The 15,366-nt window shown below is 49.0% G+C and carries 6 protein-coding genes and 1 rRNA gene; 2 read left to right on the forward strand and 5 right to left on the reverse strand.

Translation table 11 applies throughout. The features are described 5' to 3' along the window. Positions 1-61 precede the first annotated feature (61 nt). Both B9Y77_RS14360 and B9Y77_RS14365 read left to right on the forward strand, forming a co-directional pair. Positions 62-1,615 (forward strand): hypothetical protein, encoded by a 1,554-nt coding sequence (locus B9Y77_RS14360; RefSeq protein WP_073425238.1) that lies wholly within the window; start codon positions 62-64, stop codon positions 1,613-1,615. Between the two features lie 14 nt (positions 1,616-1,629). Beyond that, positions 1,630-2,586 carry a hypothetical protein gene (locus B9Y77_RS14365; RefSeq protein WP_085492138.1) on the forward strand — a complete coding sequence of 319 codons (957 nt, stop codon included), beginning with the start codon at positions 1,630-1,632 and terminating at the stop codon, positions 2,584-2,586. Positions 2,587-2,650: 64 nt separating this feature from the next. Here the strand turns inward: B9Y77_RS14365 and B9Y77_RS14370 are convergent, their stop codons facing one another. The 5 genes from B9Y77_RS14370 to rrf form a co-directional block, all read right to left on the reverse strand. Beyond that, positions 2,651-4,537 carry an ABC-F family ATP-binding cassette domain-containing protein gene (locus B9Y77_RS14370; RefSeq protein ID WP_254900059.1) on the reverse strand — a complete coding sequence of 629 codons (1,887 nt, stop codon included), beginning with the start codon at positions 4,535-4,537 and terminating at the stop codon, positions 2,651-2,653. 68 nt (positions 4,538-4,605) lie between these two features. Next, positions 4,606-5,745, reverse strand: coding sequence for a hypothetical protein (locus B9Y77_RS14375; protein WP_085492140.1), 1,140 nt, complete (start codon positions 5,743-5,745; stop codon positions 4,606-4,608). A 283-nt stretch (positions 5,746-6,028) separates the two neighbouring features. Further along, on the reverse strand, positions 6,029-10,306 hold the full coding sequence (locus B9Y77_RS14380) for a fibro-slime domain-containing protein (RefSeq protein WP_085492141.1): 4,278 nt from the start codon (positions 10,304-10,306) through the stop codon (positions 6,029-6,031). Between the two features lie 135 nt (positions 10,307-10,441). Beyond that, positions 10,442-14,806 (reverse strand): fibro-slime domain-containing protein, encoded by a 4,365-nt coding sequence (locus B9Y77_RS14385; RefSeq protein WP_085492142.1) that lies wholly within the window; start codon positions 14,804-14,806, stop codon positions 10,442-10,444. 470 nt (positions 14,807-15,276) lie between these two features. After that, positions 15,277-15,366, reverse strand: a 5S ribosomal RNA gene (gene rrf / locus B9Y77_RS14390); the annotation flags it as partial.

Genomic DNA, 15,366 nt, shown 5'->3' on the forward strand with positions numbered 1-15,366 from the left:
AATCGTAAACTTTTCCCTTTTTTATTGTATTTTTAAAAGGTAAGAACTAGGGAGAAAAAATATGAATTTGCGTCAGCGTTTTGCCGAACTTCTTCAGATCATTACCAAAGACATTCCAGAAAGAGAATACTATGTGCAGTTGGGATTCCTCACCGCACTCATTCAGGAACCGTTCTACTTGTACGGTCGCCCCGGCTGCGGAAGCTCCCTCTTTATCCGCAGAATTTCGAGCGCATTCAAGGACGCCCGCGTTTTGAAGCTCGGGAAAAAGCAAAGACAGCTCCCTGACAACATCAACGATTTCAATCTGATTATCTTCGATAACTTCACGCCCAACGACGAACAGAGCAAGAGTAATCTCCAGATTGTCATCCACGATCACGAAAAGAATTCCATCATCATCTCGGGTGACCAAAAGCCGGAATCCGCATTGAGCAGGTCCGAAGTGAGCGACCAAGTCACGCTTACCATCATGCTCCCCGACAGCATTTCTTCGGAAGCCCTTTGCAAGCTCCTGCAAATTCACGGTACAGACAGTAACGTCAACGTTCCGCCCGCAATTGCCATCAGCGCCGAAGAACAGGCTCAGTGGATTCAGGAAATCAGCAAAGTCACGCTTTCCCCGAACACGCTCGCCGTCATCGGCAAGGTTGCAGAGACCTGTGAAAAGAACTGCGTTTACGTGCCCATCCGCAGATGGCTCGCCCTTTCGAACATGATCAAGGCAATCGCATACCTCAACGGGCGCTCCGAAACCAAGCTTATCGATACATTCTTCCTCGGCACATCCATCTGGGGACGTAGCGCATCTAACACCGCCATTTCCGAAAGCTATAAGCAGATTCTCAAAGAGCAATTATATAAGAACACGCCGAGCCTCCTAGAAACGCCTTATGACGCCAACAGCCTGCTCATGCGCGTGAACCATCTTGTCCACAGCTCCAACAACCTTTACGAAACCAAACCGTTCAACGGCGAGAAATGCCTCGCCTACCGCATCACGATTGCAGGCGAATCCGTACCGCTTTACGCGCCGCTCAAATACATCGAAACAGATGTCAGCTTCAATCCGTACAACGAACTCCGCCAAATCGAAAAGCGTGTTGTCTGCAATTACCACGGTACTTCGAACTGCACTATTTCCATCGATCCACAAGTCCGTACAAGCGGGCTGCGCAGTTCCGTGAACCAGTCCAATGCCGCTTGCACAAAGTTCGAAGAATTCGGTACACTCCCGACATACATCTTGAGAGAAAACGCGCCAGAAATCATCGAAGAGAAAAAAGTTCTTCGCGACACGCTGAATGCCGAAATCAAGGAATCCATGGACCGCGAAACGGCAAACCTAGTCGCCTTGCGTAACACATATAAATTATTCAACGAATCGAAGGACGACCTTTTCTGCTTTACGCAGATGTTCAACGCCGTCCAAAGCGATATCAAGGCACAGTTCGACAACACCGCAAACATCATCAAGACCATCAAGAAGGCAAGCGAAGTCATCGCATCGTTCTCAAATAACATGCTCAAGACTCCGAACCTCGTCGGTAAGCCGCAAGCCAAGCCACAGGCGCAGGCACCACAGGCGGCTCAGCCTTCTAATGCCGAAAAATAACGTATATTGAGGGCGTGAACTTAATTCTCCTCTGGGCGGGTATCGCCATCATTTGGCTACTATGCATCTGCATGACCAAAAAAGGTTGTGCAGTTATTCGCATTCTCTGGAGGAGCATCAAGGTAAAATTAACCATCATTGTATGCGCACTAGGCATTGCCGCCATCACGACCGCTTACGCTACGCACCCCGAAGAAGCCCCACGCCCAACAATTGACGAGCAGCACGAATACCAAAAATACGCGACTTCCGCCATTCAAAAGCTCTGCGACCAAGGCGAACTCATTATCGACATGAACTGCAACCTCGACAGTGCGGCTGCAGAACTAGCCTACATCCTCCCCACCGTCATCAACAATTACAATCTCGTCGTCACGCGACCCACGACACCGATTCTCGAAAAAATCAAGGACACGCTCCAAATCAAGATGATCGGCTACAAGAAATTCAAGAACAGAGGCATCCGACTCACAAAAGCGCTGCAACGCGATCTCGGCATCCGCTACGATATCGAAATCATTTCCGAAGACACGGACCACACGCTGAAAATCACATACAACGGAAAGCGTTGGGACAGCGAACACCTTTGCAACCTCCCCGTTCTCGAAGCATGCCTCCGCGAACGCACAGACCCCGCCGTTCTCATGTCCATCATCCAGCACACTTCCGGATTTCAGATGAACTATCAGGGCAAAAACAACACGTCCGGATTACTCGCACTCGATACTGGCAAGGGTTTAGAACAAATTGACATAGGCGCCCATCGCCTCAAAAAAGTTCTAGCGACATCACCCACGCTCGCCGACGCCGTTGCGCAATTCTACCCCGATGCAGAACACCGCAACAAATTCGAGAACTGGCGCAAAGACCCGCAAAAGCATTACTGGGTGGGGCAAGTCCTTACGGACATTCAATACTACCGCAGCAACGGCATGACGCTTACCCCGCGCAAACGTCAAAGAGCGGAATAATCCTGTCATGCCTGCCACCGAGCAGGCATATCCCTTCTACGAACTAATAACTAACGACTATTGACTAGTCCAGCTTATACTTGTCTTTCGCGGCTTCGAGTTCGGCACTCGCCTTTTCCCAGGCGGCGTAAAGTTCTTCGGTCAGCTTCTTGTTTTCGTCCATATCTTTTGCAATGGACGTAATCGCATTGCCGTCGCCAGATTCCGAGGCAGCCACAAGTTTTGCTTCAAGTTCACCGCCGATAGCTTCGGCCTTCGCAATTTCTGCTTCGAGGCGAGCGGTCTCTTTTTCGAGCGGCTTGATGACCTTGCTGCGTTCGGCAATGTAGTCTGCTCGCGCCCTGCGGTCTTCCTTGGTGCGCGGCGTCGAACTCACGGGCTTGTCGTCCGTGACGTCGATATTCGAGACCTTGATGTTTGCGGAGTTTGCGCCGCCCGGCTTCTTTTCAGAAGCCCAGCCAACCTTTTCAAGGAAGTCCGCGTAAGTGCCTTCGAAGATACGGCACTTACCACCGTCAAAGACGATGAGGCGCGTCGCAAAAGCATGCAGCAGTTCTTCGTCATGCGTCACGACAAGTGCGGTTCCATCGTAATCTTCGAGCGCATCGATCAAGCTCTCGATGCTTTCCATATCCAAATGGTTCGTCGGTTCGTCTAGCAAAAGCATGTTGCTTTCGTTCGCCAAAATCTTCCCTAACAGCACACGGCTGCGTTCACCACCCGAAAGCACCTTGACCTTCTTCATGGCAGTGTCACCGCTGAACATCATCACGCCAGCAAGGCTACGCGCACGGCTCTTCTGCGACACATCCGCAATCGCACTTGCAATTTCTTCTTCAACCGTATTTTCAAGATTCAGACGGTTGATGTTCGTCTGTCCAAAGTAATTTATCTTCAGGTTCGGGTTGTAATTGATTGAACCCTGGGTCGGTTCAAATTCTTTCGCAATCAAGTTCAAGAGCGTCGTTTTACCGCGACCGTTCGGACCGATAATCGCAATGCGGTCGCCCTTGAACACTTCCATCTCGAGATCCGAAATCAGCTCCGGACCGTAACCGTTTTCGTTCTTGTACGCAAAGTGCAGCCCGTGAATCTGGAGCATGCGCTTGCCCGGGAATTCCGCATTCTTGAAATTGAAATCCAGGTTGCGTTCATGCGTGAGGCGCTCGCCCGTTGCAAGCTTTGCCGCAGCCTTAATCTTCGACTGCACCATCGCCGCCTTCGCCGCCTTGTAGCGGAAGCGCTCGATGACTTTTTCAAGCTGTTCCTTTTTACGCTGCTCGTTTTCTTGCGTGCGCATTGCCACTTCTTCTTCTTCGGCAATCGTCTCGCGGAGCTTTTCGACCGTTCCCTTGACCTTGCGCATCTTGTGGCGGTGAATCCCCACCGTATGTGTGCAGACCTCATCCATAAAGTGGTGGTCATGCGTAATCAAGAGCACTTCGCCCTTCCACATGCGCAAAAAGCGGCTGAGCCAGCGCATGGAAACAATGTCCAAGTAGTTCGTCGGTTCGTCCAGCAAAAGCATGTCCGGTTCCGACGCCAAGACCTTCGCCAAATTCAAACGGATCTGGAAACCACCCGACAAAAGCATCGGGTCTTTCTGCATGCTCTCTTCGTCAAAGCCAAGACCAAAGAGAATCGCCTCGACCTTGTGTTCTTCGAGCCAGCCGTCCTCATTCACCTTGAGCACGCTACACGCTTCTTCGTGAACCGTCGGGTGCGTGAACTTGATGTGCTGTTGCAAATAGCCAATCGTATAGCCCTTCGGGATGTCGATGTTACCGCCATCGAGACATTCCTGCCCGAGAATCATCTTGAAAAGGGTCGATTTGCCGCAACCGTTGCGACCTACAAGACCGACACGTTCATGGTCGGCAACGAGCATGCTAGCGCCGTCCAACAGGACCTGCATGCCAAAAGACTTAGATACATTCTGAATTTGAATCACGAACCCAAAGATAAAAAAAAGCGACCCCCACGCTAATGGGAGCCGCTCCTAAACTCAACAGAGCGAGATTACTTCCAGTCGAGAACTTCGCGGTTCCAGGAAACCGGAGAACCCGTCATGATCAATTTCTTATCAAAGCCGCTGCCATTGCTCATCTGCTTTGCAATAAAGCCAGACTTGTACATGGTAGCCTTCTTGCCGTCCTTGTTCTTGCCGTCATAGACAATGTCAAAGCCAACCCATCTGTAAAGGACAAAGCCGAAGAAGTTTCTGCGGTATTCCCAAGAGTCACTCGTGATGATGAGCTTCTTCACCTTGTAACCCTTCACGAGAGCCTTGAGTTCCTTTTCAATCTTCGGACCCTTCCAGGTCTGCTTCGGGAGGTCAGCCATCTTGACCGGAGTCGGGCCACGCTTGATAGCATCCTGCACTTCTTCAATCGGAGACTTGCCCACGATTTCCTTGAAGTCAGTCACTTCAACTTCGTAGAACTTTTCCGGGAAGGCAACGCCCTTGTAAACGCCCTGGTCGATATAGCCATATCCTTCCGGCACATAGAAGAACTTGCCACCCTTCTTGTAAACGAAAGCCATCGCAAAAGCGTTCTTGTCGTTGTACTTCATGATGGAGCCAAAGCGGTAAGCACGCACGAATTCGCTTTCACCCTGTTCCTTGTCAGACGGGCCAATCCAGCGGGACTTGAGATTTCTGATGTCGTTGTCCTTCGTGATCATGTAGACTTCAGCCGGCAATTCGCCTTCGACCATCGTCTTGGTGGTATCGTCGATTTTCTTCGGATCCCAGTCATACACGAGAGCCTTCGGGGTATTCGGGGTCGGGCCATCGACAACCGGCTTGCCAAAGCACTTGACGCACTTTGCAACGTGATCCTTCCAGAACACGACATTGCTATCGGCGTCCCTGTAAAGCACGTCGTAGTTCAACACGTCCGGTTCGCGTTCTTCGGCAAGTTCATCCGTGTGAATGAACACCTTGATGATACCCTTTTCCTTGTTGTCCTTCCAGTGGTAGAAAACGCGTTCGAGGTAACGGTTAGAAATATCGGCGCCCACCGGGAGTTCGCTTCTAGCCATCGTCGGCTTGTCAGAAGCAGGTGCAAAAGCAGCATCAGCAGGGACATCATCCTGAGCATTCGCCATAGAGAAGGCGAAAAGCCCTGCAGCAAGAGTCTTAAAAATCAGTTTCATTCCATTCGGCTTTGCGGGTTCCAAGTGTCAGCGACATTCTTGGCGAACCCACATTTACCAAAAATGCGCATTTTTTAGGACAATGTAAATAAAAACGATACATTTGGCAATAAATTATCACGAAATTACTACAAAAAAACTTCAAGCGTTCAACAATCTTCAACATCTATCAACACCCATTGTAAATAAAATTCAGGCATAAAGAAAACCCCGCGTGTAACCCGTTAAGTTTCAAAGAGTTACTTTCCGCGAGGTCTATTCTTAAGTTGTTGATAAGTTGTGGTTATTTCTTGCCGTGACGGCGAATGCCCAAAGTAAACGTTTCGTCGACACTCCCAGCCACATTACCATCCGAGAATATCTTGAACTTGAGCTTGGCAATATACACGCCCGTTCCGACCATGCGGCCCTTGTTGCTATGGCCATCCCACATCAAGAATACGTTGCCCGGATTATCCACGCAGTCCGTTCCAAAGACATCCTTGTCGCTACACAGCACTTCGCCCTTCAGCGAATTGACATAGTGCCCAAGACTCGAGAAGTAGCTAACTTCCCACTTGATTTTCGCCTTCGAAAGCACGACTTCTCGCGGTTCATCCGAATTCAGCAATAGCGACTTACCCACTTCGCTCAAGTCAAACTTGATGAGTTCACCCGGAAGTCCACGTTCCGCAATAACCTCCTTGAGTTCTTTTGCAACATCAACACGAACCGGAGCGACATCATCCTTGTACGGCCACTTGTCTGGAGTCCAATCCGCAGGGTTGATGCCCACAACACCCGGAGTTTCCACTTCCACTCGCTGTTCACCTTCAATGCGGCGCCACGGGTTATTCACATGCGGCGTATTTCCGTTCAAGTCCGGCAACACACCCGGAATCAAGCGCACCATAAAGCCCACATCCGGAACAACAGTATTTTCGCTCTTCAAGAACATCACATCATAGTAATTGCTCTTCTTGGTCGGTGTCACAGAAACCACGGACAATCTTGACGGATCCACCACTTCACCAGCCTTGTCCTTGAATTCAAGGAACTGCACGCCGTTCAACAAATCCATCTGGGTCGCTTCGCTAATATACACAGTCAGCTTGTTCAAATTATCCGAGACAGGCTTCACAATCGGCTTATCCGTAAGGATAGCTCCCATGCGGTCTTCAATGGCAAGCCCATCCAAGCTGAGCTGCGTCATCTGTCCCGTTTCCTTGTCCATATAAGTGTAATGATACCTGAAGGAGCCCTGGTAAAGTTCCTTGGCACCACCTGTAAACACCTTATCCTGCATTCCTTCGTAAGCAATCGCCAAGCTCTTGTCATCCTGCATCAGCATGGCAACACTCTGCGTCGACGCCACTGTATTCCAGTCATCGCTACCGAAAGACCAGGCAATCGTATCCGGGATAGTTTCATCAAACGGCTTGTTGAACACAATAGCAATGCTATCGAGCACACCATCGCCATTGCGGTCATACGCTTCGCCAAGATTGGCAAACGGCACAGGCGGTTCCTTAAAGTGGATATTACTCCAGGAAATCACGTTCGCGACACTTTCACCCGAGATTTCAAAGCTCGCATTCGTCACCGAGGAATCGCCAACAACATAGAACTTGACCGTTCCCGTCGAATCTGTAATGAGCTTGTCCACTCTCTGCTTTTTCTCGTTCAAGAAACTGATCGGGAATGCCGTCTTCAAGTCAAGCACGGCAAAGCAGTCCTTGCAAAGGTTTGCAATGTAGAACACGCCCACCTGCAAAGGAATCGTATCCGGGTAAGCCACATGAGTCAAAAGCGTATCGTTAGCAGAGCCGTCAAACGGGAGTCCGCGCAAGCTAATGCCCGTCGGGTCAAACGCCTTGATAGAATCCGGGCTGTTAAACACATCGATAAATGCAATGTCTGGAAGCGGGTATGCCGGCACCGAGAAGTACACTTCGCTAGACTGCGTCATGTCGCTAGCCAAGAAGAACTGCAACATGTAAGAGCCTGGGGCAAGAGAACGGTTACGCACAATTTCCACCGTATCGATTACGAAGCCCGCCATGTTCTCGTCAATGTTAATGCCAGCGATCGTACCCGGCAAAATGTCCAAGCCTTCCGGCGGAATTCTCCCATCATCGCCAAACAGCACAAACGAGGACTGAGCCGGCATTGTGTCAATTTTCGATGTACTCGAAACATCGCAACTGATCGATTCATCCATCAACAACTGCAAAATGGAGAACTTGATCGTTCCATCGGTCGTCTTTTCTTCGACCGGGTAATATGTCTTTTGCGTCTGCAAGTTGATGGACGTACGCATCTTGAAGTTCGAGCCCGTCGCATTACGTTCCGAGAAGAAAATGTGGAACGGGTATTCACGACCTTCGACAAGCTTTAACGACGGGTCATTCTGTCCAATCGTATCCAAGTTCACGCCACCTTCCACAGGGCTATGGCATCCACCGATATCCACAACAAGACGGTTGTTGATAAACACCCACACGTCATCGTCACCGCGGAATTCAAAGTACTGGCCTTTCACGTACTTGAACTGAGCCGAAACCTTCATCGCAAAGCTGTAGTTATGGCGGCAACCCTGAATGTTCCAGTCGAATTTCGGGTTCAGCACCGTCTTTGCCGAATCGAGGTACTGCAAGTCGTCAATCGGGTAAAATCCCGGATTAATCGTATCGTTGCAATCACCTTCTTCGTTCGTAAAGTCCGCCTGCCAAAAGCCTTCTTCATCCAGCGAGAGGCTAATATCACGGCAAACCCCATTCTTGTATTCATTGCCGGCGGCATCCTTCGCCACCACCTGCGGGATAAACCATTTCTCGATTTCATGAGCGGCAGAGCACTGAGCCCACGGATAGACAAGCGAGTCCACACGTGCAGGGGCTCCATTCACAAGCGTATCCTGTACCATGCCCGGCACATGTCCTGAGCAAGTTTTAAATTCTGCAGCATCTCCATTCTGGTCAATGCCCATAACGGTTGTGTACGCATTACCGCCATAAATACCGCCAAAGTCCACGTCAATGCTATCCGCATAGGATTCACCTGCCCAGTCCAGCACAAGAGCAGAAATCTTAAGTGACGGGCAAATGCCAAGGAATCCCGGATACTGCGTCGTATCACTCGGTTCATAGCTATGCTTCGGGTTCGGATACACCCAGACCGTATCATTTTTCGCCATGACCGTATCCAGCGAAATCAGGGAATCCAGTTCATCCATTTCTGCGACAATGCCCTTGCCGCCATAGCGTTCCATGCCAAAAGTCTGCTTAAAGTAAACGCGCCAATCTGTCGCATGCTTGTAAACTGTACCCGTGTACCAGCCACAAGTATCCACAAGCGGTCCCATCTTGATGACATCGCCAGTCGATTCAATCACCATGGACGGCGACTGGTTTTCCCACGGGCTCTTGAGGCGAACAACCTTAGGCTCCGGCGGGTAGAACACCAGATCCAATGTTTCAAGCGAAGTCGAGGTATACATCCAGGTTTCATAAATGCCAGTCGGGAAAAGTTCGCCAGCACGCGGGCGGGACGCATCCGGGAAATACGGATGTTGCGGCCAGTCGTTACTGCCACGCAAAATCTGGACAAAAGCCCCTGCAGAATTCCACTGCGAAGACGCCACAAGCGTATCTGCAAAATCAATATGACGCCAATATTTGTACTCGCCTTCGGAACTCAACCCTGTAGGCGCATTCAAGATGTTGTTGTCAATCTTGATATAGAACGTGCTATCACGGAATGTCGTGTTCGTACGCCACGGATGGTAAATATGCAGACGACGAGTCGGGTCAAAACATTCGCCCGGCGTCCCAATTTCAGCAGAAGCCACAGGATTTGCCACCGTACCATCCACAAAAATCGTATCCTGAGTTAGGAGAATAGTCCCCAAGTCCACAAAAGCGTCCTTATCCGCTGGCACAACATACCACGGCGCCTTGTAGCGCACGAAATAGCCGGTCAAAAGCGGATTCGCCTGCACCATCGCAGGTGTCAAAGCACCATAGAACCAACCACACTTGTCCTTGTCGCCTTCATCAAAACGCATCAGCACGGAATCCGCGCCAAACACCATCTGCGGCAAAACCTTGTTGCCCCACGGGCTCTTGAACCATACGATCTTGGAACCCGGAGCCATGAATGACTTTTTATAGGACTTGTCCGTCGCATCCGTATAAAGCCAAATTTCCGTTTCACTACCGAAAAACGCGGACATTCTAGTCTTTCCGCCTTCAGTCCAAGAAACGCAATTGTTGTTATTGTAATTATAGTCGTCTGTATTGGGGCAAGCCTTGAACTCAAAGTCCTGCCAATCCTGGAAATCGGCAACCGTCTTGCCTTCCCAAGTATAGACGTACCAGTCATCACCTTCACTCTTCATCATTGTCCGTGAAGTAGCGCCAAAACCCGGATTGTAGTCCGTCACGCCACCGACAATATGCGGAGTATAACTAGAAGCCGTCGCATCATTGCGAAAAGGCGACTGTAAGTGAATTGTCAAATCCGCCCACGCAGAGACAGCAAGCATCAATGAGGCGGCAATACCCAAACAACAGTGTTTCATTCAACACCCTCTTTATTCTGCCCACACTTTAATCAAAAGATATATTCAATTATCAAAAATTCAAAATGCTATAAGGAAAAAAACGTAAAAAAAGCCCCGCACAAAGGCGGGACTGATTCAATACTTTAGGACAACTTACTTGATAATCTTGGCATTGCCCTTCTGTCCACCGCTTCTGTATTTTTCATTGCGACGGATACCGAACGTGAACGTTTCTTCGCCCTTGCCCACGATTTCCTTATCCGAGAAAATCTTGAACTTGAACTTGGCGATATACACACCCGTTCCAACAAGACGCTTCTTATCGCTCATTGCATCCCATTCGAAGAACATGTTACCCGAATTCTGGATACAGTCAGTACCATAAATGTTCTTGTCGTTACAAGCAAACTCGCCCTTGACCCAGTTCACATACTGACCCAAGCTAGAGAAGAATTCAATATCCCAGTGCACCCTGACCTTGCTCAGAATTTCATCCCTGCTGGCATTATCGGAGCCCAGCAATATGGTCGTCGCATAGTCATTCAGCTGGAACTTCACCAAGACACCCGGCAAGCCTTCTTCCTGGATAATTTCCTTCAATGTGAGTTCCGGATCGACTCGAAGCGGAATAACATCGTTAGTATCGCCCGGCCACGGAGTTTCGTCAAACATACCCGGCCAAATCGTCACGACCTTCGGACGTTCCGTTTCAAGCGGCTGTTCACCTTCAATTCGACGCCACGGGTTCTTTTCATGCGGTGTATTGCCATTCTTGTCCGGCAACACTCCCGGAAGCAAGCGGATCTTAAAGCCAACCTCAGGAGCCGTGTATTCAAGACTCTTCTGGAAAAGCAAGTCATAGTAATCGCTTTCGCCCGACGGTTCAGCAGACAGCACATTATATTTCGACGGATCGAGCAAATTATCGTTCTTATCCTTCAATTCGATAAAGCGAGTCGAAGAAAGACCTGTCGTGTTGCAACCTTCCGAAAGCTTTACGGTTACCTTGACCACCTTGTCCGAGACAATCTTAAGCATCGGCTTTTCAAGCATGATGGCACCAATCTTATCCACAATCTTCGTGTTGAGGACATCGGATTCCTGAGTCGAGCCCGTCGCTTCATCCGTATAGATATAGTGGTAGAGGAAGCCGCCTTCGATTGTCGTCTTCGAAGCACCCGTCAACACGGAATCAATCAAGCTATCAGCCGTAATGACGACGCTAGAATCACGAACAATTTCATCAATCTTGTCCATGGAATAACCATGCCAGACCGTGCTGCCAAAGCTCCAAGCAACAGTATCCAAGTCATGCTTTGCAAAAGCGTTATATTCGAACGGCACATAGATACTGTCCGGGACACCATCGCCATTGCGGTCATGAATTTCGCCAATCTTTGCAAGAGGCACTTCAGGATCCTTGAAGTTGATGTTTTCCCACTTGAGCGTGTTCTTGACACCGCTTACGCCAATCACAGCAAAAGAGGCACCCTGCATCGAACCGTCACCCACCACATAGAAGCGGGCACGACCCGTTTCATCCGTTTCCACAGTGTAAATCTGCTGGTCGAATTCATTATAGAACATCATGTGAGGATCACTGGCTTTCAAGTCCAGCACCACAAAGCAGTCCGTGCAAATTTCACCTCTGTAAGTCACCATGATTTCAAGGTACGTCATTTCCGGATAGCGCACATGAGTCATCAACGTATCATTGACACCAGTCTCAATCGTTTCACCTCTCAACGTCTTGTTCGTCGGGTCAAAAGCCTTAGGTGTATCGCCAGCAACAGCATTGAACACATCGACGAATGCAATTTCCGGTGTATCAAAAGGCGGAACCGTAAATTCACAAGCATCGCTCAAGCCCATATCGCTTTCCAGGAAGTAATACAGGACATACGTTCCCGGGCTTAACGAACGCTGCTTCACAATTTCTTCGATATTGATTTCAAAGCTGGACTTGTCCGGATTGATAAGGATACCGGCAAAGTTGAGACCCACGCTCAATTCCTTAGCCTCAGAGAGGTTACCACCATCGAGATAGAAAATAGACGGAGCATCAGTCGTATCGGCCTCGCCCTTGGCTCGCGGATCGCAGCTGATTGCCTCGGCATCCATCTTGAGTCTCAAGATGCCCTTAATATCCATCGTATCTTTCCTGTCGATCGTAGCAAGGTAAGTGTTCTGCTTCTGCAAGTTGATCGATGTACGCATCTTGAAGTTCGAACCCGTCGCATTACGTTCCGCATAGAAGATATGGAACGGGTATTCACGACCTTCCTTCAAAGCAAGGGTAGCGTCATTTTGACCAATCGTATCGAGATTTACAGCGCCTTCGACCTTTTCATGAATACCGCCGATATCCACGACGAGTCTGTTATTAATAAAGACCCACACGTCATCGTCACCACGGAATTCGAAGTACTGTCCCTTCACGTACTTGAAGCTTGCAGAAACTGCCATTGCATAGCTATAGTTGTGCTTGCAAGTATCCAAATGCCAGCCCGTACCGGTGTTGACGTAACCTTCAACATCCCAGTCAAACTTCGGGTTCGGAACGAGTCCTGCAGAATCGAGGAACTTAAAATCATCCAGCGGGAAGAATCCCGGGCTATCCGGGTCATTGCAGTCACCGGATTCGTTCGTGTAATCTGCATACCAGAAACCTTCGTCATCAAGCTGGAGCTCAATATCCTTACATACGGAGTTCGTATATTCCTTTCCACCCACCTTGGCGACAACTTGCGGCTTAAACCACTTGTCAATTTCATGACCCGCAGCACACTTTCCCCACGGGAACTTCGTAGAATCAACTCGAGCCGGATAACCATCGACTAGAGTACTCTGCACCATGCCGGTAATCTTTTCACCGGAATTGCAAGTACTGTCATTGCCAACCCTCGTAAAGGAGTTACCGCCATGAGTATGGCCAAAGTCAATATCAATACTGTCGTGATAGCTTTCGCCCGCCCAGTCCAAAAGCATTGCAGAAATCTTCATGCTCGGACATTCACCAAGACGCCCAACAGGGAACTTGGACGATGCATCCGGGCGGCTATAGCTCTTGTTCTTATCGGATGGATAAACCCAAGCCGTGTCTCCCTTGCTCATCAGGGAATCCAAGTCAATCAGGACTTCGACATCGTTACCTTCCCTGACAACTCCCTGCATCGAGTATTTTTCAAGACCAAAGCTCTGCTTGAAATAGATTTTCCAATCAGAAGCATGCTTGTAATACGTGCCTTCGAACCAGCCACAAGTATCCTTCGAGAACGCGGACATTCTCACTACATCGTCATTGGCATCGACAATAAAGGAAGTCGGCGTATTCTTCCAAGGGCTCAATAAACGCACAACCTTGCGTTCAAGCGGAGCAAAGGAAATATCAAATTCTTCCATCGTAGAACTAGTAAGGAACCAGGCTTCATAAACGCCAGACGGGAACAAGTCACTTGCAACCGGGCGATTCTTTTCACTAAAGTAATGGATCTTAATAGTTTCGTTGAAGCTACGAGTTACCTGAACCTTTGCATCAGCCGACTTCCATGCGGTCGTCGAAACGAGGGAATCCGGGAAAGTCACGGAAAGCCAATATTTGTAGCCCTTGTCAAAAGAAAGCGGAGTCAGCGCCGGACCACCAACAGTCGTATCAGCACCACGGATTGAATCCTGTCTCACACCATCAATACTGATGTAAATCGAGCTATCGCGATAGACACTATTGTTGCGCCACGGGTTATAGACATGCAGGGTACGGCTCTTATCAAAGCATTCCCCAACAGTTCCCATGTTTGTCCCGACAGAAGGTGTTGACAAGGTACCATCCACATAGATAGTATCCTTTTTCTTTTCGAGAGCGGCACTCAGTTCAATAATTCCCTTCTTGTCGGCAGGGACACTCAGCCAAGGAGCGTTATTGCGATAGAAAACAGCTGTACGGAGAATATGCTTTTCCAGCATCTCCGGAGAAAGACCAGCATAGAACCAGCCGCACTTCGTCTTGTCATCAGAGAAATGCATCAAGACAGTGTCTTGACCAAAGACCATCTGCGGCAAAGCCTTATTGCCCCACGGACTCTTGAACCAAACAACCTTAGAGCCCGGAGCCACAAAGGACTTCGTATAAGTTCCAGTAGCTTCGTCTGTATAAATCCAGACTTCCTTGCTACCATCAAAGAAATCTCTGTAATTAAAGTCGTCGCCTTCCGCCCAGTCTACGCAAGTAATATTACTCGTCGCAGTCTCCGGACAAGCCTTGATAGAAAACGTCTCGGAAGCCTTAAAATCCGAAAGAGACTTTTTCCATGTGTAAGAAAACCAGTTCTCTCCCTCATCCTTCATTGCTGTTGAAGACGTCGTTCCAACATCCGGCTTCGCCGAACTCGCAACAACATGAGGAATATACTTTGATGCGGCTGCAACGCCAAAAGGAGACTGTAAATGAACAGTCAAATCTGCGAAAGCCGATGACGCCAACGCGCCCAATGCACAAAAAGCCAAATACAGGTGTCTCATACAACACTCACCTTATAGTTATTCCACACCCGTAATTGTAAATTTACATCATTTTTTTTGTAAAAAAACAAAAATATTTAAAAAAAAAGAAATCTTTTTAACCGAAATTATATATAGGAAATCATTTTTCCAAAAAACGTGAAGAAAATCCCCAAAATATCGCAAAAACGCACAAAATAAGTACAGATAAAATAATAAACCTATATTTAAAACAAATTCATTTTCAGCATTAAAAAACAATCGAACATCAAATTTCATCCATCAAAAGCACACAATCATTAAGATTGTCTTTAGGACAAATGCAATTTATATGGATTTGGGGAGCGCTACAAAAAACGCACTTGCTTGGGAGCTGCATGCCTGGAGCGTGTATGCCGCTGCGAATGACAGCGCCGCTGCGAGATTCGGGGGCGCGGACGGCATAAAACGAAAAAGCCCCCTCGGCCGTCTGTTCGACCAAGGGGGCGTGAATCCAGCGGCGACCTACTCTCCCGGGCCCGGGGGCCAGGTACCATCGGCGATCTGAGGCTTAACTTCCGTGTTCGGGATGGGAACGGGTG

Source organism: Fibrobacter sp. UWB13 (genome assembly GCF_900177805.1).
Taxonomy (GTDB): Bacteria; Fibrobacterota; Fibrobacteria; order Fibrobacterales; family Fibrobacteraceae; genus Fibrobacter.